Source organism: Thermosynechococcus sp. GLH187, from assembly GCF_031583395.1.
GTDB lineage: Bacteria > Cyanobacteriota > Cyanobacteriia > Thermosynechococcales > Thermosynechococcaceae > Thermosynechococcus.
In genome coordinates this window covers 2,509,881-2,535,254 of record NZ_CP134175.1, presented here as the reverse complement: position 1 = coordinate 2,535,254, position 25,374 = coordinate 2,509,881, and the positions used below count along the sequence as shown (strand labels likewise).

Here is a 25,374-nt window from a genome sequence, read left to right as displayed (position 1 = left end):
GCACTGTTCCTATTATCAGTCGCGCTCGTCCTAGTCACACACATGGCGAACGTAGGGTTCCTCCTCAGGCAAAAAGGATTCAAAACTCGCCACTTGGGCAGCAATGAGATCGGGCGTGGCCTCGGCAATATCCCCTTGGCGATCGCTCAGACGACGGCGCAGTTCCTCAGGCGGTGCATTACAGAAGTGAATCTCCAAGGGCACCTGCAATTTCTCAGCTAAAGCAATCACGGGTTGGCGCAGCGCCACGCGATCGTACTTGGCATCCAAAATCACCGTTTGTCCTTGACGCAGCAACAATTCTGCATAGGCCAAGAGCTGATTATAGGTTTTTTGGGTCATGGCCTCAGAATAGAGATCGACCTGCGGGAAATCACTGCTGCGGCGGTCAAGGGGGATGCCCGCCAAGTGCTTACGCACGGCATCGGAGCGGATTTGAATGGCTTGCTCGGCTTGGGCGAGACCCCGTCCCCGTGTACTTTTGCCTGCCCCAGAGAGACCGCACATGACATAGAGCTTGGCTTGACGTGGTTGGGTGTAGCGATAGGCCGCCTCATAGTAGGCCGCAGCCGTGGCTTGAATCTGTGCCTTTTCGGCCTCGCTAATGGCGGGATCGTTGAGGGCCAAGGCGTTCACATTGCCGCGAATATAGGCTCTGATGCAAAGGTAAAGGGGCAACAGCACCGCCCCAGCGTAGTCCCCACTCCACTCCAAGTAGGTATTGAGGAAGAGATTGGCCAAGTCCCCGCGACCCCGAAACTCTAGATCCATCAGCAAAAAGGCGGCGTCATAGATGCCATCAATATTGCGAAATTCTTCGTTGAACTCAATGCAGTCGAAAATTTGCACCCTGCCGTTGTACAGGCAGATATTGTTCAGGTGCAGATCCCCATGGCATTCGCGGATTTTGCCTGCGGCTTGCCGCTGCACCAACCACTCCTGATGCCGGGTCAGAAAGTCATCGGTAAAAGCCTGAATCGCCGCGTACTGTTCTGGGGATTGACAGCGACCGACAAACTGAGCCGCCAAGGCATGGCAATTGTTAATCACTTGGGCGATCGCCCGCGGGGAACCAAATTCACTAATGTGGGGATCTGTGGCAGCGGCGCGGTGGAAATGAGCCAGTTCTTTACCGAGGGATTCAATCAGGTGGGGGGTGACTTGGTTGGCTGCAAAGAGGTGCGAAAACAGTTGCGACTGATCAAATTGCCGCATTTGCACGGCATAGTCAATCACCTCAGCTCCCGCAGGTAAGTCTTGGGGATCCGCCACAAAATAGCGATCGCCTACCGCCACAATGGGCACCACCGCCAAGTAGAGATCTGACGCCAAACGGCGATTCAGCCGTAACTCTTCCCGACAGTAAAATAGCCGCTTTTCTAGGGTTGTAAAGTTCAAAAAGCCAAAATCCGCCGGCTTTTTCACCTTATAGGCATAGTCCCCCGTCAGAAATACGTAGGAAATATGCGTTTGCAGCAATTGAATGGGAGAGGTCACTGCATGGGGGTACGCAGCAGGGGTTAATAGGGCTTCGACAAAGGCAGGCAAAGACATGCGTATTGTGGCTAACATCGCGCCCCAATCATATCACTAGACTCTATGCCTGTGGCTAAATTGACGTTTTGAGCGTTCCTTTAGAGGATGGGGATACGAAGCTCGTGGATTTGACTATGGTGCGTCGCCCCGTAACCTTACCCCAACTCCAGCAAAAAAAACAGCAGGGAGAGCCGATTACCATGCTCACAGCTTGGGATTATCTGTGGGCGCGGCTATTGGATGCGGCGGGGGTGGATGTGATCCTTGTCGGGGATTCCCTTGGTATGGTTGCCCTTGGCTATCAAACCACGTTGCCGGTGACCCTTGATCAGATGATTCACCATGCGCAGGCGGTGCGGCGGGGCGTCAGCCACAGTTTCCTCGTGTGTGACCTGCCCTTTTTGAGCTACCACGAAAGCCCCGAACAGGCCCTGCGCTCAGCGGGGCGTTTAGTCAAAGAAGCAGACGTCCAAGCAGTGAAAATGGAAGGTGCCTCTCCGGTGGTGCAGGCAGCAACGCGGCGCTTAGTGGAGGCCGGCATCCCGGTGCTGGGTCATGTGGGTCTGTTGCCGCAGCGGGTGCATCAGTTGGGGGGATGGCGACAACAGGGGAAGACGCCACAGGGGGCAGAAGCAATTCTCGCAGATGCCCTTGCTCTGGCCGAAGCAGGAGCCTTTGCCGTGATTTTGGAGCATATTCCTGCGGATTTGGCACAGCAGATTACTGCCAAGCTGGAAATTCCCACGATTGGAATTGGCGCAGGCCCCTACTGTAATGGTCAGGTGTTGGTGACGGCAGATGTTTTGGGCTTGAGTCCACAGGTGCCCCCCTTTGCTAAGGTGTATGCCGACTTGGGCACTCAGGCGATCGCTGCCCTTAAGAGCTACTGCCAAGCTGTAAAATCGCGGCAATTTCCCTAACTTAGAGCGGCCAATGGGCACGGGGGTTAAAGGTGCGCAGCGATCGCAACTTTTCGTAGAGTTCTTTTTCTTGGGCACTCAGGGATTTGGGGGGCACAATTTGCACCTTGGCCAAGAGATCGCCAGTAATGCCGCTACTACTGCGCCACCCTTTGCCCCGCAACCGCAGCGATTGCCCAGATCGCGTACCAGGGGGCACATTCAAAACCACAGTCCCAGAGGGCGTCGGTACCGTGACTTGAGCACCCAAGGCAGCTTCATCCGGCGTGATTGGCAAATCAATCACCAATTGATCCTCTTCAAAGCGGAAGAGGGGATGGGGCGCCACCTGTACCGCGAGATATAAATCCCCTCGCTGTTGGGTGTAGGGGTTATATTGACCTTTCCCCCGCAGTCGTAACTTCGTTCCTGGTTTAATGCCAGCGGGAATCGTCACAGTCACCTGTTCATTGCCAATCTTGAAGGTTTTTTGGCACCCCTCAAAGGCCTCTTGGAAACTAATTTGTACCTCTAAATCAATATCGGTGCTCCCAAATGGCGATGAATCAAAGCCAGCGCTGCTCCAAGTGCGGGTACGCCCTGTGGTGGTGCCAGTGGCAAATCGCCCCAGCAACTCGTTGATAAAGTCTTCAAAGCTGCTAAACTGACTAAAGTCAGCGCCAAAGTCACCAATATTGACATTAAAGCCACCGGCACCCGCCGCACTGGCCTGTTGCCAATACTGACCAAATTGATCGTATTTGCGTCGCTTTTCCGGATCTGAGAGCACTTCGTGGGCTTCGTTAATTTCCTTGAAACGAGCTTCTGCCTCTTTGTCCCCCGGATTTAAGTCGGGGTGATACTTGCGCGCGAGGCGGCGAAAGGCTTGCCGAATTTCGGCATCCGTGGCATTTTTGCTGACCCCGAGGATTTGGTAGTAATCTTTGAAGTCGGTACGCGCCATAGGAACATTCGCCTCTACGTAATCAAAAGATGAAGATTTAGTGTCAGGGCTAGCAGCAAATTAAGGCAAAAAGCTCAGTGCTATTATAGTTGAATCCCTTTATACCGTCTTGGCATGGCGACGTTTCTTCGTCCAGAACTGAGCAACCTCCGCGCCTACTCCACCCCCAGCAGTGACTCCCTACCCCTAGAACTGGATTACCTCGATACCAATGAGTTTCCGTGGGATTTGCCCATTGCCCTTAAGGAGGCGTTAGCTCAACAGTATGTCAGCACCCTCGCCAGTCATCGCTATCCCGACAGTCATCATTGGCCGCTGCGGCAGGCGATCGCCCGCTATGTCAATGAACACAGTTCAACGGAGATCTCCCCACACCAAATTGCGGTTGGCAACGGCTCCGATGAGCTAATTCGCTCGATTTTACTGGCCACTGCGATCGGGGGCTACGGTTCTATCCTAGTGGCAGAACCGACATTTTCCATATACGGGATCCTCGCCCAAACCCTAGGGATTCCCGTCCAGCGATCGCCCCGCGATCCTGACACCTTTGCCGTGCAAATTGCTGAAGCCAATACCCTCATTGCCCAAGCGGCTCCCCCCGTGCGCGTTCTCTTTATGCTGCAACCCAACTCCCCAACAGGGAACCCCCTAACCGCAGCGGAGGTGGACTGGCTACAGCAGCTTCCTGAGGACATTTTAGTGGTGATTGATGAGGCCTATTTTGAATTTTCGGGCAAGACACTGGTGGGGGACTTGGCAGCGCATCCCAACTGGTTGATTCTGCGTACGTTTTCCAAGGCCTTTCGACTCGCCGCCCATCGGGTGGGCTACGCCATTGGCAATGCCGAGGTGATTGCGGTTTTAGAAAAGGTTCGTCTGCCCTATAACCTGCCTACGTTTTCTCAAGTGGCGGCGCAAGTTGCCCTTGACCATCGGCCGGCGTTGCTGGCAGAGATTCCCACGGTGCTAGCGGAGCGGGAGCGCCTCTATGAACGGCTTCAGGGTTGCCCCCAACTGCGGGTATGGCCGAGTGTGGCCAATTTCCTCTTTTTCCGCTTGCAGGAACCGCAATACACCCAGCCCCTGTGTGATGCCTTGCGGCGTCAGGGGACTCTTGTACGGGCGATCGCTAGCGGCATTCGGGTCACCATTGGCACACCAGCGGAGATGGAGCGCTTTTGGCAACGGCTGCAAGCTTTTTTGCACCAGCTTTAGCTAATCGGACAAGCGGCCATTGGGCAGGACTGTTCCCCGCAGGGTTGCCGTGGCTAAAGACGTGTAGGTCAGTGTGGCACCCCGCAGGTTGGCGCGACTCAGGTTGGCTTGGCGCAATTGCACAGCCGTCAGTTCAGCATTGATCAGCTTAACTTCAATCAGCTTGGCATTGGTCAAATCCACGTTGGTCAGTGTGGCATTGCTTAAATCCGAGCCACTGAGATCGGCCCCTGCCAAATTCACATCTTCTAGGTTGACACCGCGCAAATCCAATCGCCGAAAGTCACGCCGCCCTTTGGCATAGTCTGCCAGCATTTGATCAGCTCTATTTTGATTAATGATGGCTGGGGCGTAGCGACTGAGAAAACCGTGTTTATCAAAGGCGTCTGAAGGTTGCCCCGAAGAAGCAGACATCACTAAAAGTAGGATCAGGGTTCTGATGATTTTACTATAGTTTAAGCCTAGGGCAGCGACCGTTTTTGGAACTCGTGGCCAAAGGGTCTAAGGAAAGTGGCATACTGCTATAGATAAGGAACCAATAGGGAGATAACGCTGTGGGACTGTTTGATCGCGTCAGCCGTGTGGTTCGCAGTTGGCTCAATGCGCTGGTGGGTGCTGCTGAAGATCCCGAAAAAATCCTTGAGCAGACCATGATTGAAATGCAGGACAATCTGGTGACCCTGCGGCAAGCCGTCGCCCAAGCGATCGCCTCCCAAAAGCGGTTAGAGCAACAGTTCAACCAACATCAACAGCAGGCGGCTGAGTGGGAGCGCCGTGCCAAAATTGCCCTGCAACATGGGGATGAGCAACTAGCGCTTGAGGCCTTGAGTCGCAAAAAAACAGCACTGAATGCAGCCATGGCTCTCAAAGGGCAATTGGAGCAGTCCGTGACCCAAGTGGAAGCCCTCAAAAAACAAATGCAGCAGCTTGAAAGCAAAATCGCGGAAGCGAAAACCCGCAAAGAAATGCTGGTGGCACGGGCACGGGCAGCCAAGGCCTCAGAGCAACTGCAACAAACCTTTAGCAGCCTCAACACCAATGCCCCCATGGCCGCCTTTGAGCGCATGGAGGAACGGGTTCAGGAAATGGAGGCTCGCTCCCAAGCCGTGGCTGAACTCAATAGCGATACCCTCGAAGCCAAGTTTGCCGCCCTCGAAGCCGGCAGTGTGGATGACGATTTGGCACGGCTGAAGGCAGAATTGGCCAACCCGCAACTGTCACCCAGCAGCACCCCTGCCTACGATCCAGAGTTGGAAGCCCTGCGGCGGGAACTGAAGAAGAACTAGTTATTTTCCATGGATCTCCTGCGATCGCTCCCTTTGGGGCTATACCTTGAACAACCGGTGACTTGGCTGCACCGCCTTGATCCGCGGGTTAAGTTGGCATGGTTGATGACGTTTCTGTTGGCACCTATTTTGGCGGATGTCAGTTGGCGGTTGGGGCTAGTGGTCAGTTTAATTCTCCTGACCCTCCTAGGGGGGATTCCCGCACGGGTGTGGCGGCGGCAACTGCTGTGGCTCCTCTTGGTGGGGAGTTTAATTCTAGTCATCACGGCTTTGATGCCCGATGGGATGGCGGTCACCTATCAACCCCGCCGCCCTTTGGAAGCCACCGCTCCGCCCACGAGTTACAGTTATATCCTGTGGCAGTTTCGTGCCCAAGTGGGTCAGTTTCCGATTCATCTGCAAGTCTCCCAGCGATCGCTGGATTTGGGGTTACGCCTGAGTACCCTCCTGTTTACGCTCCTTTACAGCACGCATCTGTTTTTGCTGACCACTGCCCCAGAAGAAGTCACCGCTGGCTTGGAAAATCTGATGCAGCCCCTGAAACGCTTTAAGCTGCCGGTGGCGGAAATTGCCCTGACCTTGACGCTGTCGCTGCGGTTTATTCCCTTGGTCTTAGAAGAGGTGCAAAACCTGAGCCGCTCAGTGCGGACGCGTGCTATCAATTGGCGACTGGTGGGCATTAAGGGCAGCATCAAGTTGTGGCTCACCTTAGCAGTACGGCTGTTGGACAATTTACTCCTGCGGGCAGAACAGGTGGCCTGTGCGATGCAGGTGCGGGGCTTTCAAGAACCGGGAACCTACGATAATCCCTGGCACCATCTGCGACTGCAGCGGCGAGATTGGTTGGCTCTGGGGGGCATGGGGTTATTTTGGTTGGTTCGTTTGGGTTGGTTGGGGGTGACACACCATTGATGTTCCCCTGTCAGCCGTGGCTATGGTGCTGTTTGCCGCTGCGGCGTCGCACGGGTCGCGCTATTTTTCAGCAATTGTTTTTGACTGAGCCAATTGCCGTTTTACTGGAAAGCCCAGCCCAAGCCCCGACTCCCCAAGCGCGCTACTCCATTTGTGCGGGGTCACCACGGCGCGATCGCCAGTGGCCACTCTCCTTGGGTCAAGTCCTGCCGACGCTACACAGCTTTCCCCAATGTGAAGCGGTTCCTGAAGCGGTGCGCCATCTGCCCTTTACTGGTGGCTGGTTGGGATGGCTGGGGTATGAGTTGGCGTGGGAAATTGAAGCCCTGCCGCCTCTGAAGCCTGATCCTCTCCCTTTTCCAGTGGCCTTTTGGTATGAACCCCAAGCCTTCGCGGTTTTAGATCATCAGGAAGATCTCCTCTATCTAGCAGCTTCCACCGAGGCAGAGTTAACCCTTCTCCAACAGAGCCTAGAGCAAACGTCCCCTGCCCTTCATCTGCCCCTACCCGATCGCCCCGGCAGCATTGAACTAGCCGCTGGCTGGCAACCCGATACCTACCAAGCAGCGGTGCGGCAGATTCTCCGCCATATTCGTGCCGGGGATATTTTTCAGGCCAATCTGTCGGCCCGCTTTTGCCATTACGGGCGCGTTGATCCTTGGCAACAATACCTGCGGCTGCAGCAGATTAACCCGTCTCCCTTTGCCAGTTTTTGGCAGACCCCTTGGGGCTACATTGTCAGTTGCTCACCGGAACGCTTGGTGCAAGTGCAGGGAGATAGGGTGCAAACCCGACCCATTGCTGGTACCCGTCCGCGCGGCCAAACCCCAGCGGGCGATCGCGCCCAGGCCGAGGAACTCCTTAGCAATACCAAGGAACAGGCAGAACACATGATGCTCGTGGATTTAGAGCGCAATGACTTGGGGCGAGTGTGCCAGTGGGGCAGTGTGGTGGTGGATGAACTCCTAACGCTGGAGTACTACAGCCATGTGATTCACTTGGTGAGCAATGTTCGCGGCACGTTGCAGCCGGGGCTGTCTCCTGTGGATGTGATCCGTGCCCTCTTTCCCGGTGGCACGATTACCGGCTGTCCCAAGGTACGCTGCATGGCGATTTTGGCCGATTTGGAACCCTTTCCCCGCAATTTGTTCTACGGTTCCTGTGGCTACTGGGATCAGCGGGGGCATTTGGACTTGAATATCCTCATCCGTACTCTTTTGGTGGCGGGCGATCGCCAGACGACTTGGGGGCAAGTGGGCGCCGGTATTGTGGCCGACAGTGATCCAGAGCGGGAATGGCAAGAATCCCTGAGCAAAGCCCAAGCCCTACTCCTTGCCCTTGGGACACCTACGCCCATCAGCCCCCGTTCCTAGACTCCCTCCATCAGAGCGTGCCATTCAATTACCACAGCCGCAGGCACAGCAATCTCAATCCCCTGCTCCTCTAGGGGCGGACGCAGTACCAAGGGTTCACTCTGGGGCAAGCGCGGTACAAGGGGCAACAGGTCAAACTGTCCCACATTGGCAACGGAGTCTGCCTTGGGAAAGTCATCTACGGCTGTGAGGGTTTGACCGCTCGATGTGATCAGCACCAAGGGATCGAGATGGCGAAAGTGGTACTGCTCGGGAAACCCCACCAAGCGTAATTGCAACTGGTCACGACGGGAAAAGAGAATCACCTGCCACGTGAAGCCACGATTATCGCGCAACTGATGCCGCGACTGCACCACCACTTGATTGGGAGCCTCTTCAATGGTGCGAATCATGGCAGGGCTACTGGGGGACACCGCTAGCCACAGGGGAATGACGAGCAGGATCACAAGTAACAAACGCTGCCAACGTTTCATTGAAGTTCCTCCCTAGGGTGAGGTTTGGAGTGCCTGTTGAATTTGCGGAATCGTCACAGCGTACATGCCCCGCAGATCACCAACACGGAAGCCATAGGCGCGATCGCTGGGATATTTTTCTTGAATAAAGGCAGGCCGCCGATTTTTCGCCCCATGACAGGCAAGGCAACTGGCTTGGACATCAATGCGACGGAAGTAGTGCACCCCTTCAGCATCCGTTTGCCAAAAGGCTTGGAGTTGACGATTGTTATCAAAGCGATTGAGGGCTTGCACTTCCAGCGCTGTGCGCGGGGCATGGTTGGGGTTGCGGTACTTGAGGGCTACCTGACGCAGTTGCCAGCCATTGGCAGCAGCAATTTCCTTCGCTTTCTTGCCCACGGGGGCACAAACAGCCTTAAAGGTGTCAAGGGTGGGTTCCGTGGGACTTCCTTCTAAAGTAGAGGCAAGGCCAATGCGCATTTGATCCAACTGTTCAATGGCGGTTACGGCTTTCCCCAGTTCATCGGGATTCACACTGGCCAATGTGACTGAGGAACTGTTGAGCCATAGACAAACCATCAACAGACCCATGAGAAAGAGGCGCGCCATAAAAATTACTCCTTGTCAGTGTTGTTAACGGTTGCATATCAAACTTTTGCGAACGGTTGCTGCTTGGAAACTAGGGGGGGTTGAAGGGGACGCACAAGGGAAAGGCCAAAGAAGAGCCGCAGTCCCCACTGTTCAAACCAAGGAACACTTAGCCCCCATCGCATTTTCAGCAGGAAGTAGCGCTCAAAGACAGCCTTGACCCAACTCACCCACAATCCTTGAATGGCGTAGGCCAAGCGGCGCTTCTGCCCGAGGGTCTCAGGAATCACAGGAGCGGCAATATAGGCAATACCCGTGTCACCAAAGTCGGCAAAACAGAGGGCATCGAGGGTCGGCACTACAGGGTCAGCGGCTAATTCCCCAAGGGCAACGGCAATGTTGTGGCTGGCGGCGATCGCCATCTCCTCGGTCATTTGACCCGTCTTGGGCAAGCCCATAGGCACAGGGGTGACTTCTATCGGCGGCAGGTGAACACTAATACCGACCCCATAGATTTCAGGATAGTCGGGGTGCTGAAGGGTGGGCAGCAGGGGCAAAAATCCCTTTTCATTGCCAAGACCCGAGGCACGCACAAAGGCTGGCCCGCGAAAAGGTGGCAAAATCATGCTGTAGCCAAAGGGGATTACCCGTCCATCCCGCAACAAAATCCGATGCGGCTCAATGGCCGTGATCTCGGCATTCGTGATGGTTTCAATGCCCCGCTGTGCAATCAGGTCTAGGGTGAGTTGATCACTGTTGGCCAAGCCACCAATCCCCAGATGGCCAATGTAGGGTTCAGGGGTAATGAATGTCATCTTGACGCGATCGCGCAACCGATGACGCCGCAGGGCATACTCCGCCAAAAACAGAAATTCATAGGCAGGCCCAAAGCAACTGGCTCCCGGCGCCGCACCCACAACTAAGTCCTTGGGGTCTTTGAGGAATGCTTGCCATCCTCGATGGGCGGCAACTGCGTGGGCGGGGGTACACACGGAATGACTGTGAACGCCAAGGCCGGGAATCAAATCGAGGGCGAGTTCTGCCCCTGTGGCAATCACTAAATAGTCGTAGTCAAGGGTTTGCTCAGGCAAATAGACTTTCTTAGCTTTAGGGTCAATCTGCTGAACTTTGCCTTGCACCCATTGCAACCCATGGCGACGGCTCACGATCCCTAGGGGCACTTGCAGGCGTTCGAGGGAATGGTGTCCGAGGGCAACTGCCACTAGTCCTAGAATAAATGTAAAGCGATCCACATCGGAGACCAACACCACTTGATGGCGATCGCCCAAACGATGCCGCAATTCGTAGGCTGTGGGCAATCCGCCAATGCCCGCCCCAAGGACAACCACCCGTGCCATGACCGTGTCCTCTGTAAGTTTATTTAATTAACTATATGGTAGTATAAGAAGATACAATTGGCTACAGCCGTCTGTGCTAGGGAGAACCCCAGCGTCGCGCTGTATTGATCCTGTGGCCTTGTCGCGGCAGCCGTTGGGACTATACTGGAAAGAACACGACCTGTTGGAAGCTCATCGGATGAATAGTTGCGTCCTCTTTGCAGAAGTGATTCAAGCGCCAGAACTGCGCTACACCCAAGAAAATCAGATGGCGGTGGCCACAATGGTGGTGCAGTTTGCTAGCCTGCGCAGTGAAGAGCCACCCATGAGTTTGCGAACAGTGGCGTGGGGCAATTTGGGGCAAAAAATGCAGGCAGAATGCAAAGTGGGCGATCGCCTGATCTTAGAAGGTCGGCTAAAAATGGACACCATTGACCGCCCCGAAGGTTTCAAAGAAAAACGCGCCGAGTTGGTGGTAAGCCGCTTCTACACCGTTGAGGGCAATATTGTGGATCATCCGGCACAGCCGGCAACCACCCCCATGGCCACACCCGCAGCCACGGCACCTGTCACACCGAAGGTGGCACCCCCACCCCCCGAACCCGAAGATATTAACCTAGATGAGGTACCCTTCTAGGGATTGACGCTGATTCAGCTAGCGTTTAGCACGAACACATCATCTCACCCACGTCAGTTTGGGATGAGGAGAACTAGAGAGCCATGGGAGGCTTCTTAGTCTGATGGGCAGAGGTCACAAATGAGATTCACGCAGCAATTCACAGGGCAAGAATTCCCTTCGCATCCCTTCCGTAGTCAGCCCAACTCAGACCCACCCCTAGCCTCTCTCTGGAGGGAAAGTTTTGGAGGCGTTGTCCTTTATCCAGGTTGCGATCGCCTCAAGGACTCCCTCAACATTGTGGCACACCTCTTCATCTCGAAACCGCAAGAATCGAACCCCTAAGGCTTCAAGCCTTTGCTGACGGTAGCGGTCTTGCTCTTGAGCTTCTTCGCTATCGTGGGATGAGCCATCAACTTCGATCGCTAGCTTCAGCTTTTTGCAGTAGAAGTCAACAACGTACTCATCGATAGGACGTTGGCGATCGAAATCATAGCCATTCATCTGCTTGCCCTTGAGATGCTGCCAGAGAATCACCTCCGATCGCGTCATTCTTTTTCGTATAGCTATTTCGAAAGGGAGTGAGATATTTTCAAGAGGGATAGGCTATACTCAAAGCGTCATGAATGTTACTCAAGAACATGAGCTATAGCTTAGACTGACGAGAGCGGGTTGTCTCCTACATCCAGCAAGGTGGCAAAATCAGTGAAGCAACTCAAATCTTTCAGGTGAGCCGCGCCACCATCCATCGCTGGCTGAAGCGAGACGACTTAGCCCCCACAGTTGTCCCCCGTCGTCCTTGGAAACTGGATTGGGCGGCCTTAGCAGCGGATGTTGCTGCCCATCCCGATGACCGTTTAATCGACCGTGCCCAGCGATTTGGCGTCCAAGTTTCCACCATTAGTTATGCCCTCGCCCAGATGGGCATCACTCGAAAGAAAACAGATACGTTACCAAGAAAGGTGTGAGGCAGAGCGACAAGCGTATCAACAGCAGCTCAACACATGGGTAGAGAGCCATGGGGAGGAAACAGGGGTGTCTATCGATGAGACGGGGTTTGACTCTTGGGTGGAGTGTGAGTATGGGTGGTCAGCGCGAGGCGAACGAATTTATGGAGAGCGAGCGGGGAAGCGTCAGAAAAGAGAGAGTTGAGTCGCAGGACGGTATAGATACCAGAAAGACTTCATCGCCCCAATGCTGTTTTGCGGATACTTGAATGCGTTAGGGTTTGTGAGCTGGCTGAGTCAGTACTGTTTGCCGGCGTTAAAGAGACCGTCGTTGTTGATGATGGATAATGCACCGATTCATCCAAAAGGGGCGATTCAGGCAGTGGTGAAAGCGGCGGGTCACGAGGTGTTATTTTTACCGAAATCCTCTCCTGATTTGAATGTGATTGAGCACAACTTTAGTGCGTTGAAGCGAGCGCGGATGTATGCAGGGTCAAACAGTTCGATTGATGAGGTGATTCGCAAGTATTGTGCTGGATGATGTCTCATTCTTGATTAGAATTGCTATAAACTGCAACAGCCAATCATCGGTACTGTGGTAGGCCGTTTCTAAATCTTCAAGGGCAAAGGGAACTTGTAGGGCAGCCATCGCATCCGCTGCGGCAGCACGGACATCCGTTTCGCTGTCATGGAGCAGGCGATCGCGCAACAGGTCATGGGCTTGATTGAGATTGACGTGCCCAAGGCTGGCAATTTGACTCACCGCAGTGTAGCGGACACGGGAATTTTCATCTTGGCTGAGGGGTTGAATGAGCCGAAAGGCATCGTTGGGGTCAAGGCTACGCAGTTGATTGATGCCCCGCAGGCGATCGCCCAGCAAGGCAAATTTAACCAGTTGACAAAGCCATGATTTTCCTGATAGTCTAAAAATCGCTCAAAAATTGGGACTGTAGTTCAATCGGTTAGAGCACCGCCCTGTCACGGCGGAAGTTGCGGGTTCGAGCCCCGTCAGTCCCGTTAGTTTTTAATCAGAAAGTTATCGTTGGGCCTGGCTACCATACATGGCCTGTAGAACCACGGCAGGGTTGACCAATTGCCCTCGGTGGCGGAGCGTCCAGTGAAGGTGAGGTCCGGTGGTGCGGCCTGTCATGCCCACTCGACCAATACGTGCCCCCGTGGGTACCCGCTGCCCCTCTAGGATGAAAATGCCACCGGCGCGATCGACCATGGCTCGTCCTTGGGGGGTCTGCTCAACCCGCCCCATCATGTGGCAGTAAACGTGTTCCCAAGCCCCCGATTGAATTCGTACCAGTGTGCCACAGGCGGTGTGATCGGAAACTTCAATCACCTGCCCGACCCACCAATTACGGATATAGCTCCCTTGAGGAGCAGCAAAATCAAGGCCATTGTGAAATTCGGTCGTGGGTTCCCCCGTGGGCGATCGCCGGTAGCCAAAGGGAGAGGTATAGCCTTGGAAATTTTCCACAGGAAAGGAAGCATCGCTCCAGCGGAGTGTCCCTGCACCAGTATTTTGGGAGGGTTGACTGAGTTGGGGAATTGCAACCGTGCTACCCAAGGCGATCGCCAGGGCTACACTGATTCGCTGCCAATGCATATCAAACTCCTCACATCTCTTTTGGCCTACGGCCTTAGACCGTTATTGATGCACACCGTTCCCCATTGTAGGGACGTAGGATATTTTCAGGTGATGGGAAAATCAAAATGGCTACTCACAAACCCCAGCAACCGGCTGAAGTGACTCAATCAACTCTGCGCGATCGCCTGCGAGCCGAGGCAGCCGCTCCCTATCGGGGACTACGGCGCGTTTTCTATGCCGTTTTTGCCGCTTCCGGACTCATGGGTGCCTTTATCCTTGGCCTCAAGGGATTGGCGGGCACTGCTGGTAACGATTTGGTGTGGAATCTGGCATTACAAATCGGAGTGGTTGCCCTGATGGTTGCTCTCTGGCGCTGGGATCGCGGCTAAACTGCTTGAGCGAGCAAAAAGCGATCGTGGCCACTGAGATCCCGAAGAATTTCCACTCGTTCATAGGCTTGGGTGGCCATTGCTAGCGCCGCCACAGCTTCCCCTTGGGTTGCCATCAATTCGATAAAGAGCCAGCCTTGGGGCTGAAGATACTCTGGTGCCGTCTCAACAATCTGACGAATTGCCTGCAAGCCATCCGCACCACCATCGAGGGCAAGGGGGGGTTCATGGTACTGCACCTCAGGTTGGAGAGTGGCCACTAGGCGGGTGGGAATATAGGGAGGATTACTGACAATGCCCTGCACCTGCCCTTGCAGATGGGTAAGGGGGGCAAACCAACTGCCAACATAGCAACGCACGCGATCGCCCAAAGCGTACTTTTGAATATTGACTTGCGCGACCTCTAGGGCCTCAGGGCTACAATCTACGGCATGCACCAGCGCCGCCGCAAATAACCGCGCCAAGCCAATAGCGATCGCCCCACTCCCCGTACCCAAATCCAGCCAATGCCCCTGTTGTTGCCAAGGGGGTACCGTTACTGCCACCACTTCTAGGAGTTCCTCTGTTTCTGGCCGAGGAATCAACACACTGGGGGTGACAACTAATTCCAGATCGTGCCAGTGAACCGTACCAATGAGATATTGCAGGGGAACCCGCTCCTGCCAGCGGCGTTGCCAACGCTCTTGGAGTTCTGCAAGGGGCAGTTTTAGAGGAATCTCGGGCGGAAATCGGCGCAGGGTGATGTCAAGGGGACTCAACTGTGTGAAGGCACTGAGAAATTGTTTTAACTCCCGTAGGCCACTCTCGCGCTCAGGGGCTGGAATGATCGCCTGTGCCCAGTGCCACCATGCTTGGAGTGCCTCGCTACTCACGAATATATCTTGACCCTTGTTTTCTGAGGATACTCGTATCAAAATAGCCCTAGAATTTCTAACTGTGCCTTATCCACTGTGGCAGATTTTCAGGAACAGCTTCAACGTCTGCAAGAGCAACTGCAACGGGCGCAGGCGCGAGCAAATGAACTGCCGTCACTGGTTCCTGAACCGCCCCCACCGCCTGTAGATCCCGAAGCCTCGGAATGGGCGGACGAACGGGCACGGATTGAGGCCCGCGTGCGCAGTGAAACCTCTGTTGCCGAACTTCAGGCACAACTGATTGAAGCCCTCTTGGACAATGAACGGCTACGGCGTGCCCTAGAGGAGGAACGGCAAAATCATGCCCGTACCCGTGAGGGACTCATTACCGCCTTGGGGGATGCTTTGGATACCCTCAAACAGCGGCGGCGATCGCCGAACCCCCCTAGGGACTAGGCCACAGTGCTACACTTAAACCCACCAGCACCAGACTGCCCCCCGTCATCACTGCCGTTGTCGGCACCTCACCAAAGAGCAGCAGGGCAAAGAGACTCGCAGCAATCGGTTCTGCCAACACCAGAAGAGTTACCCATGTAGGGGAAAGCCAACGCACCCCCCAATTGAGACTGGTGTGCCCCACCAACTGGGGGATCAAAGCCAGCAGGAGAATCGCACCATAGAGCTTCAGCGGCCAACCTCCGTAAGTCAGACCCAGCAGTGGCGGCAGGGGCAAGAGAACCAAGGCAGCAGTGGCATAGGCCACAAGGGCGTAGTGGTGAATCGCCAGACCCGCCTTTTGAGCCGCTTGACCACAGATAAAGTAGGCACTGACCGCCCACGCCGCCGCGATCGCCAGCGCATTTCCGAGTAGGGGGTTCCTTGCCACAGCACTCGTCGGTTCTGCCGTCCCAATTAGGGCGCTGCCGCCAAGGGCGATCGCCATGCCCACCCAAGCACGGGGTTGAAGGGTTTGTCGCTGCCAAAGGTACCCGACGAGCGCCGACCAGATGGGCGTTGTGGTCACCAATGTGGTTGAGGCTGCCACCGAGGTGTAGTGCAGTGAGGTGAACCAGAGGCTAAAGTGCGCCGCAAGGGCAACCCCAGCCGCCAGTGCCCAACGCAGATTTTGGCGAGTCAGGTCTAGCCACGGCCACGTGTAAAGTTGCGGGGTCAAAAAGAGAGCAGCCAAACTGAGGCGACCACTGGCCAAGAAAATGCTCAACCCCACGGTCATGCCTAGGGAATCGGTGGCTAAATCAGCAACCCCCCAGCGCACCAGCACAGCAGCTGTAGAAACCGCCAACACGCCCACGCCGAGGACAAGGGCAATTTGCCAATAGGGCGGTCTATTTACCGACATCGGGAATGACGACGGGAGCCTCACCATCTAAACCAAAGGCTGTATGCACCGCCCGCAGCGCCCGCACCCCCTCCGATTCTGCCACCACACAACTCACGCGAATTTCCGAGGTGGCAATCATTTGAATGTTGATGTTTTCACGGGCGAGGGCCGCAAACATTTGCGCTGCAATCCCCGGACGGTGGATCATCCCCACACCAACAATGCTCACTTTGGCGATCGCCGTATCTATGAGGATGTCGCCGTAGCCCAATTGGCTCTGAACCCCCTTGAGTAGTTCCGTGGCTCGCTCGGCATCGGCAGAGGCCACCGTAAAGGCAATATCGCGGGTCATCACACCCCCCAAGGAACGCGATCGCTGGGATTGGATAATCATATCCACGCTAATGGCGGCATCCGCAAGGGTCTGGAAAATTGCCGCCGCCATACCGGGGCGATCGGGCACATCGCGAATCGCAATCCGCGCCTGCTTGGGATCAAGGGCAACGCCCCGCACCGCTGGGGCATCGGGGGTTTCTTGGGGGACAGTGGTGGCGGCTTCCACATCAAAGGTTTGGGAGAGAACAGCGATCGCTCGACCTGCATCCGCTGCGGCCACTGTACAACTGACATTCACTTCAGAGGTGGAAATCATTTGTAGGTTAATGCCCGCTGCCGCCAAGGCCGAAAACATCTGAGCGGCCACCCCCGGTCGGCCAATCATCCCGGCACCGGTGATACTCACCTTGGCAATGTCGGCATCCACGAGCACATCCGTCTCTTCAACCCGTGGATTCAAGCGGGGATAAAAGGCCACAGCAACAGCCTCGGCTTGTTTAAGAACGCGCTTTTGCACGGTGAAGGCAATGTCGTTCGTCTGACCTTCGTGAATGGATTGGATAATTAAATCCACATCAAGATTTTGCCGTGCCAGTTCACCAAAAAGCTGTGCCGCAACGCCGGGGCGATCGGCCACCCGCAGTAGTGCCACCTTCGCCTGATCCGTATCCAGCGCCACCCCATCCACAGGTTTGCCCAGTTCAAGATTTTCCACGGGACGCGGCGGCCGCGATGGTGCAATGACACGGGTACCGGGATCATCCGTCCAACTGGAGCGCACCACCAAATCCACGCCATAGTTGCGGGCAATCTCCACGGCGCGGGGGTGCAAGACCTTTGCCCCTAGGCTCGCCAACTCCAGCATTTCATCGCAGGTAATCTCGCTCATGAGTTGGGCATTGGGCACCAGTCGCGGATCCGTGGTCAAAATGCCGGGGACATCGGTGTAAATTTCGCAGCAATCCGCCCGCAGCGCCGCCGCCAAGGCCACAGCCGAGGTATCCGAGCCACCCCGCCCAAGGGTGGTGACTTCAAAATCCGCAGCAGCAGTAATCCCCTGAAAGCCGGCCACAACCACCACTTGTCCTTCTTTGAGGTGCCGTTCGAGGCGCTGGGTCTCAATGTGGAGAATGCGGGCACGGGTGTGGGCCGGTTCGGTGACAATGCCCACTTGGGCACCGGTGAGGGAGATGGCGGGTTCCCCCAAGGCATGGAGCGCCATCGTCAACAGGGCGATCGAGACCTGCTCCCCCGTGGAAAGCAGCATATCCATTTCCCGCTGACTGGGGCGATCGCTAATGGCATAGGCCAGTTGCACCAAGCTATCCGTGGTTTTGCCCATGGCCGAGACCACCACCACTACCTGATGTCCCGCTGCCACAGTTGCCTTGACTCTGCGGGCTACCGCTTGAATGCGCTCGACACTACCGACGGACGTGCCGCCATACTTTTGTACAATCAGTCCCATGGGCGTTCTAAAGAGAATGCTGTCCTATTTTATATTTAGGGCGGTGATTCTTGGCTGTGGCTGATCCAGGGCGCTAGGGAACTAAAAAATCGCTGTTAAACTGGAAATTAGAACTGAATTTCGGAAACGGGTGCCGATGAAATACGCTCAACGCCTTTCCCAACGGCTGAGTCAACTGGCTTTGGTCGTGGGTCTCTCGTTAGCTCCCACTCACATTGGTTTAGCGCAATCGAGCAATAACAACACCGTTTCCTACAGTCAATTCCTCAATGCCCTCAAGGCGGGTGAAGTCAGCTCCGTCGAACTCTATCAGGAACAGGGGCTAGCCAAGTTTCGCCGTAAAGATCAACCCGAACAATCTCCCCCCCAAGAGGTACGGCTCTTTGATCGCAATCCTGAACTTGTAGAACTGCTGCGCCAAGTGAGTACCCGCTATGACACGACGGTGCGGGTGGTGCCCTCTAGCAGTGATGGGGCAGTGGTTGGCGTCATTTCTAACTTGATGCTGGGCTTCTTTCTGCTGATTTTATTCCTGATGATTTTGCGGCGGGCGAGTAATGCCCCCGGCGGCCCTGGGCAGATTCTCAACTTTGGTAAATCCCGCGCCCGCTTTCAAATGGAGGCACAAACGGGGGTGACCTTTGGCGATGTGGCTGGGATTGAAGAGGCCAAAGAAGAGCTGCAGGAAGTTGTGACCTTTCTCAAGAATTCAGAGAAATTTACCTCCATTGGTGCCCGTATTCCCAAGGGGGTGCTGCTAGTTGGGCCACCAGGAACCGGAAAAACGCTCCTTGCCAAGGCGATCGCCGGTGAAGCCGGGGTTCCCTTCTTTTCCATTTCTGGTTCTGAATTTGTGGAAATGTTTGTGGGCGTCGGTGCCTCCCGTGTGCGGGATCTCTTCAGAAAGGCTAAAGAAAACGCCCCTTGTCTGGTGTTTATTGATGAAATTGATGCCGTCGGTCGCCAACGGGGTGCCGGCATTGGCGGTGGCAATGATGAGCGCGAGCAAACCCTCAATCAACTCCTGACGGAAATGGATGGCTTTGAGGGGAATACGGGCATTATTGTGATTGCGGCAACGAACCGCCCCGATGTTTTGGATGCTGCCCTCCTGCGTCCGGGTCGCTTTGACCGCCAAATTACCGTTGATTTGCCCAGCTACAAGGGACGCCTGCAAATTCTCCAAGTCCATGCGCGGCACAAGAAAATTGCTCCCGAAGTGTCCCTAGAGGCGATCGCCCGCCGTACCCCCGGCTTTTCGGGTGCCGAACTGGCCAACCTCCTCAATGAAGCCGCAATTCTCACTGCTCGGCGTCGCAAACCGGCCATTACCAATGCCGAAATTGACGATGCCATTGATCGCGTGACGATTGGCATGACGCTCACTCCCCTCCTCGACAGCAAGAAAAAGTGGCTGATTGCCTACCACGAAGTGGGTCATGCTCTACTGATGACGCTCTTGAAACATGCGGATCCCCTCAATAAAGTGACCATTATTCCCCGGTCTGGGGGCGTTGGCGGCTTTGCCCAGCAGATCTTTGATGAAGAGCGGGTGGATAGTGGCCTCTATACCCGCGCATGGCTCCTCGATGAGATCACCATTCTATTGGGGGGACGCGCTGCCGAAGTGGAAATCTTTGGCGATGCTGAAGTCACCGTGGGTGCCAGTAGCGACTTGCGAGCAGTGGCCAATCTGGCGCGGGAAATGGTGACCCGTTACGGCATGTCGGATTTGGGACACTTAGCCCTTGAAACGCCGGGCAACGAGGTCTTTCTGGGTCGAGATCTCATGCCGCGCGCTGAATATTCTGAAGCTGTGGCCGTGCAAATTGACCACCAAGTGCGCGAGATTGTTATGCACTGCTACGAGATTGCCCGCAAACTGATCCGCGAGCATCGGGTGGCCATTGATAAGCTGGTGGAGCTGCTCCTTGAGAAAGAAACCATTGACGGTGATGAGTTCCGTGCCTTGGTGCGCCAATATACTACCCTACCTGTCAAAGAACCCACTTGGAAGGTGACAGCGACACCAGTATCCTTTCGTCAGGGTGCCCAGCCGTCCTAGGCAAGGAGGCAACGGTGAGCCACGAGCGGCAGGCAGTCCGCCACCTGTTAGTCCTCGAAGACAGTGAGGGGCGGCGACCTATTTTGCTAGAGGCAGCCACTTATTCCATCGGTCGCGATCCAACGAATTCAATTGTGCTTCACTCGAAGATGGTCTCACGGCAGCACGCTATTCTCCTACGGGTGACCAGTCCTGAAACCAATAGCCATCTTTTTCGCCTCATTGATGGTGATTTGCAGGGCAAGCGCAGTACGAATGGCACTCTGGTCAATGGCCAGCGGATTGTTGCCCATGATTTGCGTGGCGGTGACATGATTGTGTTTGGCGGCGATGTGCGTGCCCGCTACTTGACCTTGACGAACATGACGGATACGGAGTTTCAGGATTTTTGCCGCAGTACCGATGTCTTAGGATTTCTCTCCAAAAGCACCAATCCCTTTGCAACACTTGTCCCCCTCAGTGAAGGTAATATCGAGAATTTTAGTGAAGCGGCCTTAGTGCGCTTGGCCTCCTATCCGGAGCTGACGCCCAACCCAATTTTGGAAGTGGATTTAGAGGGGAGGGTGACGTATCTCAATCCAGCGGCAGTGATACAGTTTCGAGATCTACAGCAACAGAAGTTGACTCATCCTCTATTGCTGGGATTGCCGGAACTCGCACGCTACATGAAGCAAACCCAAGAAAAAGTGCATGTGCGGGAGGTGGAGTACCAAGGGCGCATCTACGAGCAATCCATTCACTACATCTATGAAAGTGAGCTGATCCGCAGCTATGTCATGGATGTCACCGATCGCAAGCGAGCCGAGGAACAACTGCGCAACCAAGCCCGCCGTGAGGCCATCATTAACCGCATCATTCAAGCCATGCGTACCACTATGGTGGCAGCGGAAGTTCTGCAAATTACCGCTGATTTACTCCTAGAAGCCTTGGGATCGACCCTCTGCCTGATTACGCAAACCCATGCGCCCAATAGCCCTACCTATGCCAGCCGTCCTCAATTTGTCAGCTTACCCAACCACTTGATTGCTCTCAACCAGCAGGCGATCGTCCTCTTTGAATCTACCCTTCGCAGCGGTGAACAGGTGGTCTTAGCTGCCAGTCGCCCAGATCTGCCAGAGCCGCTGCAAACGGATCTCAGAACCTTAAATGTCAATGCCTTGGTGATCACTCCCCTAGTTTACCTTGGCCAACTCCTCGGGCAAATTACGCTCCTCGATTGGGAGTGGGAACCCAGTGAGGCAACGTCCGTTTTGGCGAGCGATCGCCAGCTTTGGCAACAAACCCTGCCCAAGTCTTGGACACCAGAAGATTTAAGCCTCGTCAAAACCATTGCCGATCAGTGTGCCCTCGCCATTCACCAAGCGCAGCTTTACCAACAGGTACAAGAACTCAATGCGGATTTGGAGCGCCAAGTGCGCGCCCGTACTGCCGAACTGGAACAGAAAATGCAGGAGCTAGAGCGGCTCAATGCCATTAAGGATGATTTCTTGAGCACCGTTTCCCACGAGTTGCGTACCCCCATGGCCAATATGAAAATGGCCATCTATATGCTGAAGCAATTTGCCACCGACGATCGCCAGAAACGCTACCTCGACATTCTCGCCAATGAGTGCAACCGCGAAACGGAATTGATCAATGATTTGCTGGATCTGCAACGCCTAGAGGCAGGGCGCAGCCAGATTCAACAGGAGGTGATTGATCTCGACAGTTGGCTGCCCTCGGTGCTCGAACCCTTCCGCAACCGCATGCAACAGCGGCAGCAATCCCTTGAGATTTTGCGCCCCGCCACGTTGCCGCCCCTCCTCTCCAACCGCCATGCCTTAGCCCGCATCTTGGCAGAGTTACTCAACAATGCCTGTAAGTACAGCCCTGCTGGCGCACAGATTGTTGTCCGTTTTGATCCAATCGGGGGCGATCGCCTGCAAATTCAAGTGAGTAATCCCTCAGAGATTCCTAGTGAGGAGCTACCGCGCATCTTTGAAAAGTTTTATCGCATTCCCAATGCCGATCCGTGGCAACAGGGGGGAACGGGTTTAGGCCTTGCCCTCACCCAAAAACTCGTGGAGCAATTGCAGGGTGAAATTAGCGCCGACAGTGAAGCGGGCATTACCACCTTTACCCTCAGCCTACCCACTGCATCAGGTGATCCCGCTGCCTGATAAAATAGGGTGCTAACGTTCTTAGGGTGCCATGACCCTTTCGCGAGTCGCTTTAAGTAGCCTACAGCAAGACCTTGAACAGTTAATTCGTCGCTTGGATAGGGTGCCCCACGGCGACGTGATTTACCAAGCCCTGCAACTTTTTCTGGATATTGCTGATGAGGAACTGGAACGACTAGATTGGAAGATTCTGCGTTCCTGCCTGCGGGATATGCACCAAGCCCTGCGGGTCTTTGCCCCCTATCGCCATACCCGCAAAATTTCGATCTTTGGATCGGCACGCACTCCCTCCACGGCGCCTGTCTATGAAATGGCGGTGGCCTTTGCCCAAGCGGCGAGTGCCACGGGGTTTATGATTATCACCGGTGCCGGGGGTGGCATCATGGAGGCTGGCAACAAAGGGGCAGGCTCCAATAAGTCCTTTGGCCTGAACATTGAACTCCCCTTTGAGCAGGGGGCTAACCCCTATATTGAAGGGGATCCGCGTCTGATTCACTTCAAGTACTTCTTTACGCGCAAGCTCTTTTTGCTCAAGGAAACCGATGCCATTGCTGTATTTCCTGGTGGCTTTGGCACCCAAGATGAAGCCTTTGAATGCTTGACTCTCTGTCAAACGGGCAAAGCTCCCCCTAAACCCTTGGTCTTGATGGACATTCCCGGTGGTACCTACTGGCAACATTGGGATCAATTTATTCGTGAAGAACTGGCAGCCAAGGGACTAATTAACCGTGAAGATCAGGAACTCTACCGCATCTGCACCAGTGTTGAGGAGGGGTTGGCTTACCTCAGTGGCTTTTATCGTGTCTATCACTCTAGCCGCTATGTGGGCGATCGCTTGGTGCTGCGGTTGAACCAAGACATTAGTGATGCCGCCTTGGCAGAACTCAATCGCGATTTTCAAGACATCCTCGTGTCGGGGCAGATTGAACGCGCTGAACCGTTGCCTCGGGAAGTGGAAGACGAGCAACCCATTAACCGTCCTGCCTTGACCCACACGCTCCACCTGCCGCGATTGATCCTGCACTTTAACCAGCGGGACTACAGCCGTCTTTACCAACTCATCTATCGCCTCAATGGCTTTGCCACGGCGGAAACTGTGTACCATCCCGAACGCAAATAGGCGATCGCCCCCAGATGACCGTTTTTGATCACCCTTAGAGATACATACGCCCATGATCGAACGCTATACCCTTGCCCCAATGGGGAATCTCTGGACGGATGCCTACAAATTCAAAACTTGGCTGGATGTTGAGATTGCGGTCTGCGAAGCCCAAGCCGAACTGGGGCATATTCCTGCTGACGCCGTTGCTGAAATCAAAGCCAAGGCCAAGTTTGACCCCCAACGGGTGCTGGAAATTGAGGCAGAGGTAAAGCACGATGTCATTGCCTTCCTCACCAATGTCAACGAACATGTTGGCGATGCCGGCCGCTATATTCACCTTGGCTTGACCAGTTCCGATGTCCTCGACACCGGTTTAGCCCTGCAATTGGTGGCCAGTCTGACGCTGATTCAAGAGCAGTTGGAGCAGCTCATTCAGGCAGTACGCCACCGTGCCCAAGAACATCGCTATACGGTGATGGTGGGACGCAGTCATGGGATTCATGCCGAACCCATTACCTTTGGGTTCAAACTCGCGGGTTGGCTGGCGGAATTGCTGCGCCATCGCGATCGCCTGTGCCAATTGCAGCGCACCGTGGCCGTAGGCAAAATTTCGGGGGCAGTGGGCACCTATGCCAATGTGGATCCGCGGGTGGAGGCGATCGCCTGCCAAAAACTCGGTCTCCAACCCGATACCGCTTCAACACAGGTGATTTCCCGCGATCGCCATGCCGACTATACCCAAACCCTTGCCCTCTTGGGAGCCAGCCTCGAGCGCTTTGCTGTTGAGATTCGCAATCTTCAGCGCACCGATGTCCTTGAAGTCGAGGAATTCTTCTCGAAGGGACAAAAAGGCTCCTCTGCGATGCCCCACAAACGCAATCCCATTCGTTCCGAACGACTGACCGGTCTAGCGCGGGTGCTGCGGGGGAATGCTTTGGCTGCCCTTGAAAATGTTGCCCTCTGGCATGAGCGGGATATTTCTCACAGTGCGGTGGAACGGGTGATTTTGCCCGATAGCTCCATCCTTGCCCACTTTATGCTGGTGGAAATGACTGACTTGGTGCAAACGCTGCAGGTCTATCCCGAAAATATGCGCCGCAATATGAACTGCTACGGCGGTGTCATCTTTAGTCAGCGGGTGCTCTTGGCGCTGGTGGAGAAGGGGCTGAGTCGCGAAGCTGCCTATGCCTTGGTGCAAAAACATGCCCATGCCGCGTGGAATCAACCCAACGGTGACTTTGCTGCCAACCTCAAAGGGGATCCAGAGATTCAGCGCTACCTGACACCAGAGGAACTCGAGGCCTGCTTTAACCCTGAACATCACCTCAAGCACCTCGAGGAAATTTACCAGCGGTTGGGAATTTAGACCGCATTGAGGTAGGCTTCGAGGTCGCTAATCCGAAAGAGCGATCGCAGGGGTATTCCTTGAGCGGCAAAGGCAGCTTCCCCGCCCGCTTGGCGATCGACAATGGCCAGAACCTCATTGACCACATAGCCTGCCTCTTGGAGCCGCAGCACCGCCTTGAGGGCAGACCCCCCCGTCGTGATCACATCCTCAAGCACCGTGACCACCGCCCCTTGGGGCAAGGGGGGACCTTCAATAAAGCTCATCGTGCCGTGGCCTTTGGCTTCCTTGCGCACAATCAGCGCTGCCCGATCCTGCCCGTGCACATTGGAGAGCACGCTCACTGCCACCACCAAGGGATCCGCCCCAAGGGTGAGACCCGCCACCGCCACCGCTTCAGGGGCTAACTGCGCCAAGAAGAGCCGCCCCACAAGGTAAGCGCCCCGCGCTGATAGGGTCACGGGTTTGCAGTTGATGTAGTAGTGGCTTTTTTGGCCAGAGGAAAGGATAAACTCGCCGGCACGGTAGGCATCGCGGCACAGCAGCGCCAAGAGTTCCTGACGCAGGTCAGCAAGGGAATCGTGCATAGTGT

General features: G+C 55.1%; 25 protein-coding genes, 1 tRNA gene and 1 pseudogene. 14 read left to right on the top strand and 13 right to left on the bottom strand.

The features are described 5' to 3' along the window. Positions 1-30: 30 nt before the first annotated feature. Positions 31-1,554 carry a bifunctional aminoglycoside phosphotransferase/ATP-binding protein gene (locus tag RHI63_RS12415; RefSeq protein ID WP_206200422.1) on the bottom strand — a complete coding sequence of 508 codons (1,524 nt, stop codon included), beginning with the start codon at positions 1,552-1,554 and terminating at the stop codon, positions 31-33. 116 nt (positions 1,555-1,670) lie between these two features. Between RHI63_RS12415 and panB the strand changes: the two genes are divergently transcribed. Continuing rightward, positions 1,671-2,456, top strand: coding sequence for a 3-methyl-2-oxobutanoate hydroxymethyltransferase (gene panB / locus RHI63_RS12410; RefSeq protein ID WP_206200421.1), 786 nt, complete (start codon positions 1,671-1,673; stop codon positions 2,454-2,456). A 1-nt stretch (position 2,457) separates the two neighbouring features. Here the strand turns inward: panB and RHI63_RS12405 are convergent, their stop codons facing one another. Beyond that, on the bottom strand, positions 2,458-3,399 hold the full coding sequence (locus tag RHI63_RS12405) for a DnaJ C-terminal domain-containing protein (protein WP_206200420.1): 942 nt from the start codon (positions 3,397-3,399) through the stop codon (positions 2,458-2,460). Between the two features lie 114 nt (positions 3,400-3,513). On the opposite strand from RHI63_RS12405, the gene RHI63_RS12400 reads away from it, so the two are divergent. Beyond that, positions 3,514-4,614, top strand: coding sequence for a histidinol-phosphate transaminase (locus RHI63_RS12400; protein ID WP_206200419.1), 1,101 nt, complete (start codon positions 3,514-3,516; stop codon positions 4,612-4,614). Here the strand turns inward: RHI63_RS12400 and RHI63_RS12395 are convergent, their stop codons facing one another. Continuing rightward, positions 4,615-4,929 carry a pentapeptide repeat-containing protein gene (locus RHI63_RS12395; RefSeq protein WP_310438619.1) on the bottom strand — a complete coding sequence of 105 codons (315 nt, stop codon included), beginning with the start codon at positions 4,927-4,929 and terminating at the stop codon, positions 4,615-4,617. 239 nt (positions 4,930-5,168) lie between these two features. On the opposite strand from RHI63_RS12395, the gene RHI63_RS12390 reads away from it, so the two are divergent. Genes RHI63_RS12390 through RHI63_RS12380 form a run of 3 tightly spaced genes read left to right on the top strand, consistent with a single transcriptional unit; the run spans position 5,169 to position 8,185 of the window. Next, complete coding sequence (locus tag RHI63_RS12390; RefSeq protein ID WP_302678449.1) at positions 5,169-5,900, top strand: PspA/IM30 family protein; 732 nt, start codon at positions 5,169-5,171, stop codon at positions 5,898-5,900. Positions 5,901-5,909: 9 nt separating this feature from the next. Beyond that, complete coding sequence (locus RHI63_RS12385; protein ID WP_206200416.1) at positions 5,910-6,812, top strand: energy-coupling factor transporter transmembrane protein EcfT; 903 nt, start codon at positions 5,910-5,912, stop codon at positions 6,810-6,812. After that, on the top strand, positions 6,710-8,185 hold the full coding sequence (locus RHI63_RS12380; protein ID WP_399382245.1) for an anthranilate synthase component I: 1,476 nt from the start codon (positions 6,710-6,712) through the stop codon (positions 8,183-8,185). The genes RHI63_RS12385 and RHI63_RS12380 overlap by 103 nt, the downstream gene beginning before the upstream one ends. On the opposite strand, the gene RHI63_RS12375 is transcribed toward RHI63_RS12380, so the two are convergent. The 3 genes from RHI63_RS12375 to RHI63_RS12365 are packed head-to-tail and all read right to left on the bottom strand — an operon-like array spanning position 8,182 to position 10,583. Then, a complete protein-coding gene (locus RHI63_RS12375; RefSeq protein ID WP_206200414.1) occupies positions 8,182-8,658 on the bottom strand; it encodes a DUF3122 domain-containing protein in 477 nt (158 codons plus the stop codon). The two genes, RHI63_RS12380 and RHI63_RS12375, sit on opposite strands and share 4 nt — an antisense overlap. 12 nt (positions 8,659-8,670) lie before the next feature. Continuing rightward, positions 8,671-9,246 (bottom strand): DUF3365 domain-containing protein, encoded by a 576-nt coding sequence (locus tag RHI63_RS12370; RefSeq protein WP_310743121.1) that lies wholly within the window; start codon positions 9,244-9,246, stop codon positions 8,671-8,673. Positions 9,247-9,284: 38 nt separating this feature from the next. Beyond that, entirely contained in the window at positions 9,285-10,583 is a 1,299-nt protein-coding gene (locus RHI63_RS12365; RefSeq protein WP_310743120.1) for an FAD-dependent oxidoreductase, read from the bottom strand. 178 nt (positions 10,584-10,761) lie between these two features. Between RHI63_RS12365 and RHI63_RS12360 the strand changes: the two genes are divergently transcribed. Next, the gene (locus RHI63_RS12360) at positions 10,762-11,199 is read left to right on the top strand and encodes a single-stranded DNA-binding protein (RefSeq protein WP_206200411.1); all 438 of its coding nucleotides are present in this window, start codon (positions 10,762-10,764) and stop codon (positions 11,197-11,199) included. A 198-nt stretch (positions 11,200-11,397) separates the two neighbouring features. On the opposite strand, the gene RHI63_RS12355 is transcribed toward RHI63_RS12360, so the two are convergent. After that, positions 11,398-11,730 carry an endonuclease domain-containing protein gene (locus tag RHI63_RS12355; RefSeq protein WP_206200410.1) on the bottom strand — a complete coding sequence of 111 codons (333 nt, stop codon included), beginning with the start codon at positions 11,728-11,730 and terminating at the stop codon, positions 11,398-11,400. A 131-nt stretch (positions 11,731-11,861) separates the two neighbouring features. On the opposite strand from RHI63_RS12355, the pseudogene RHI63_RS12350 reads away from it, so the two are divergent. Further along, positions 11,862-12,666, top strand: a pseudogene (locus RHI63_RS12350) (IS630 family transposase). Here RHI63_RS12350 and RHI63_RS12345 read toward each other — a convergent pair. Continuing rightward, positions 12,619-13,005, bottom strand: coding sequence for a HEAT repeat domain-containing protein (locus tag RHI63_RS12345; RefSeq protein WP_302678443.1), 387 nt, complete (start codon positions 13,003-13,005; stop codon positions 12,619-12,621). The pseudogene RHI63_RS12350 and the gene RHI63_RS12345 sit on opposite strands and share 48 nt — an antisense overlap. A gap of 63 nt (positions 13,006-13,068) precedes the next feature. Here RHI63_RS12345 and RHI63_RS12340 point away from each other — a divergent pair. Further along, positions 13,069-13,142, top strand: a tRNA-Asp gene (locus RHI63_RS12340). A gap of 19 nt (positions 13,143-13,161) precedes the next feature. Here RHI63_RS12340 and RHI63_RS12335 read toward each other — a convergent pair. Further along, positions 13,162-13,740, bottom strand: coding sequence for a M23 family metallopeptidase (locus tag RHI63_RS12335; protein ID WP_206200409.1), 579 nt, complete (start codon positions 13,738-13,740; stop codon positions 13,162-13,164). A 107-nt stretch (positions 13,741-13,847) separates the two neighbouring features. On the opposite strand from RHI63_RS12335, the gene RHI63_RS12330 reads away from it, so the two are divergent. Beyond that, on the top strand, positions 13,848-14,111 hold the full coding sequence (locus RHI63_RS12330; RefSeq protein WP_149819902.1) for a DUF3493 domain-containing protein: 264 nt from the start codon (positions 13,848-13,850) through the stop codon (positions 14,109-14,111). Here the strand turns inward: RHI63_RS12330 and prmC are convergent. Next, complete coding sequence (gene prmC, locus RHI63_RS12325) at positions 14,108-14,983, bottom strand: peptide chain release factor N(5)-glutamine methyltransferase (protein WP_206200408.1); 876 nt, start codon at positions 14,981-14,983, stop codon at positions 14,108-14,110. The two genes, RHI63_RS12330 and prmC, sit on opposite strands and share 4 nt — an antisense overlap. Positions 14,984-15,061: 78 nt before the next feature. Here prmC and RHI63_RS12320 point away from each other — a divergent pair, with 78 nt between their 5' ends. Continuing rightward, entirely contained in the window at positions 15,062-15,421 is a 360-nt protein-coding gene (locus RHI63_RS12320; protein WP_310821646.1) for a hypothetical protein, read from the top strand. Here the strand turns inward: RHI63_RS12320 and RHI63_RS12315 are convergent. Then, positions 15,411-16,325 carry a DMT family transporter gene (locus RHI63_RS12315; RefSeq protein ID WP_310743863.1) on the bottom strand — a complete coding sequence of 305 codons (915 nt, stop codon included), beginning with the start codon at positions 16,323-16,325 and terminating at the stop codon, positions 15,411-15,413. The genes RHI63_RS12320 and RHI63_RS12315 overlap by 11 nt on opposite strands. Then, positions 16,312-18,111, bottom strand: a complete 1,800-nt coding sequence (locus tag RHI63_RS12310) for an aspartate kinase (RefSeq protein ID WP_206200405.1) — start codon at positions 18,109-18,111, stop codon at positions 16,312-16,314. Before RHI63_RS12310 ends, RHI63_RS12315 begins: the two co-directional genes overlap by 14 nt. Before the next feature lie 136 nt (positions 18,112-18,247). Here RHI63_RS12310 and ftsH point away from each other — a divergent pair, with 136 nt between their 5' ends. From ftsH to purB, 4 genes are read left to right on the top strand one after another with little or no spacing between them, the layout of a single operon-like run. Continuing rightward, entirely contained in the window at positions 18,248-20,176 is a 1,929-nt protein-coding gene (gene ftsH / locus RHI63_RS12305) for an ATP-dependent zinc metalloprotease FtsH (protein WP_310743119.1), read from the top strand. Between the two features lie 14 nt (positions 20,177-20,190). Continuing rightward, positions 20,191-22,335, top strand: coding sequence for an ATP-binding protein (locus tag RHI63_RS12300; protein WP_302678436.1), 2,145 nt, complete (start codon positions 20,191-20,193; stop codon positions 22,333-22,335). Positions 22,336-22,366: 31 nt separating this feature from the next. Further along, positions 22,367-23,455: an LOG family protein gene (locus tag RHI63_RS12295; protein WP_310821645.1), complete on the top strand. Its 1,089-nt coding sequence runs from the start codon at positions 22,367-22,369 to the stop codon at positions 23,453-23,455. Between the two features lie 52 nt (positions 23,456-23,507). Next, positions 23,508-24,803: an adenylosuccinate lyase gene (gene purB, locus RHI63_RS12290; protein ID WP_310821644.1), complete on the top strand. Its 1,296-nt coding sequence runs from the start codon at positions 23,508-23,510 to the stop codon at positions 24,801-24,803. Here purB and pyrE read toward each other — a convergent pair. Further along, entirely contained in the window at positions 24,800-25,369 is a 570-nt protein-coding gene (gene pyrE / locus RHI63_RS12285) for an orotate phosphoribosyltransferase (protein ID WP_302677386.1), read from the bottom strand. The genes purB and pyrE overlap by 4 nt on opposite strands. Between the last annotated feature and the right edge of the window lie 5 nt (positions 25,370-25,374).

Bases quoted from the DNA above. Each gene is read 5' to 3' on its own strand.
- RHI63_RS12415 (WP_206200422.1), bottom strand. From the start codon at position 1,554: ATGTCTTTGCCTGCCTTTGTCGAAGCCCTATTAACCCCTGCTGCGTAC.
- panB (WP_206200421.1), top strand. From the start codon at position 1,671: ATGGTGCGTCGCCCCGTAACCTTACCCCAACTCCAGCAAAAAAAACAG.
- RHI63_RS12405 (WP_206200420.1), bottom strand. From the start codon at position 3,399: ATGGCGCGTACCGACTTCAAAGATTACTACCAAATCCTCGGGGTCAGC.
- RHI63_RS12400 (WP_206200419.1), top strand. From the start codon at position 3,514: ATGGCGACGTTTCTTCGTCCAGAACTGAGCAACCTCCGCGCCTACTCC.
- RHI63_RS12395 (WP_310438619.1), bottom strand. From the start codon at position 4,929: ATGCTGGCAGACTATGCCAAAGGGCGGCGTGACTTTCGGCGATTGGAT.
- RHI63_RS12385 (WP_206200416.1), top strand. From the start codon at position 5,910: ATGGATCTCCTGCGATCGCTCCCTTTGGGGCTATACCTTGAACAACCG.
- RHI63_RS12375 (WP_206200414.1), bottom strand. From the start codon at position 8,658: ATGAAACGTTGGCAGCGTTTGTTACTTGTGATCCTGCTCGTCATTCCC.
- RHI63_RS12370 (WP_310743121.1), bottom strand. From the start codon at position 9,246: ATGGCGCGCCTCTTTCTCATGGGTCTGTTGATGGTTTGTCTATGGCTC.
- RHI63_RS12365 (WP_310743120.1), bottom strand. From the start codon at position 10,583: ATGGCACGGGTGGTTGTCCTTGGGGCGGGCATTGGCGGATTGCCCACA.
- RHI63_RS12360 (WP_206200411.1), top strand. From the start codon at position 10,762: ATGAATAGTTGCGTCCTCTTTGCAGAAGTGATTCAAGCGCCAGAACTG.
- RHI63_RS12355 (WP_206200410.1), bottom strand. From the start codon at position 11,730: ATGACGCGATCGGAGGTGATTCTCTGGCAGCATCTCAAGGGCAAGCAG.
- RHI63_RS12335 (WP_206200409.1), bottom strand. From the start codon at position 13,740: ATGCATTGGCAGCGAATCAGTGTAGCCCTGGCGATCGCCTTGGGTAGC.
- RHI63_RS12330 (WP_149819902.1), top strand. From the start codon at position 13,848: ATGGCTACTCACAAACCCCAGCAACCGGCTGAAGTGACTCAATCAACT.
- RHI63_RS12315 (WP_310743863.1), bottom strand. From the start codon at position 16,325: ATGTCGGTAAATAGACCGCCCTATTGGCAAATTGCCCTTGTCCTCGGC.
- RHI63_RS12310 (WP_206200405.1), bottom strand. From the start codon at position 18,111: ATGGGACTGATTGTACAAAAGTATGGCGGCACGTCCGTCGGTAGTGTC.
- ftsH (WP_310743119.1), top strand. From the start codon at position 18,248: ATGAAATACGCTCAACGCCTTTCCCAACGGCTGAGTCAACTGGCTTTG.
- RHI63_RS12295 (WP_310821645.1), top strand. From the start codon at position 22,367: ATGACCCTTTCGCGAGTCGCTTTAAGTAGCCTACAGCAAGACCTTGAA.
- purB (WP_310821644.1), top strand. From the start codon at position 23,508: ATGATCGAACGCTATACCCTTGCCCCAATGGGGAATCTCTGGACGGAT.
- pyrE (WP_302677386.1), bottom strand. From the start codon at position 25,369: ATGCACGATTCCCTTGCTGACCTGCGTCAGGAACTCTTGGCGCTGCTG.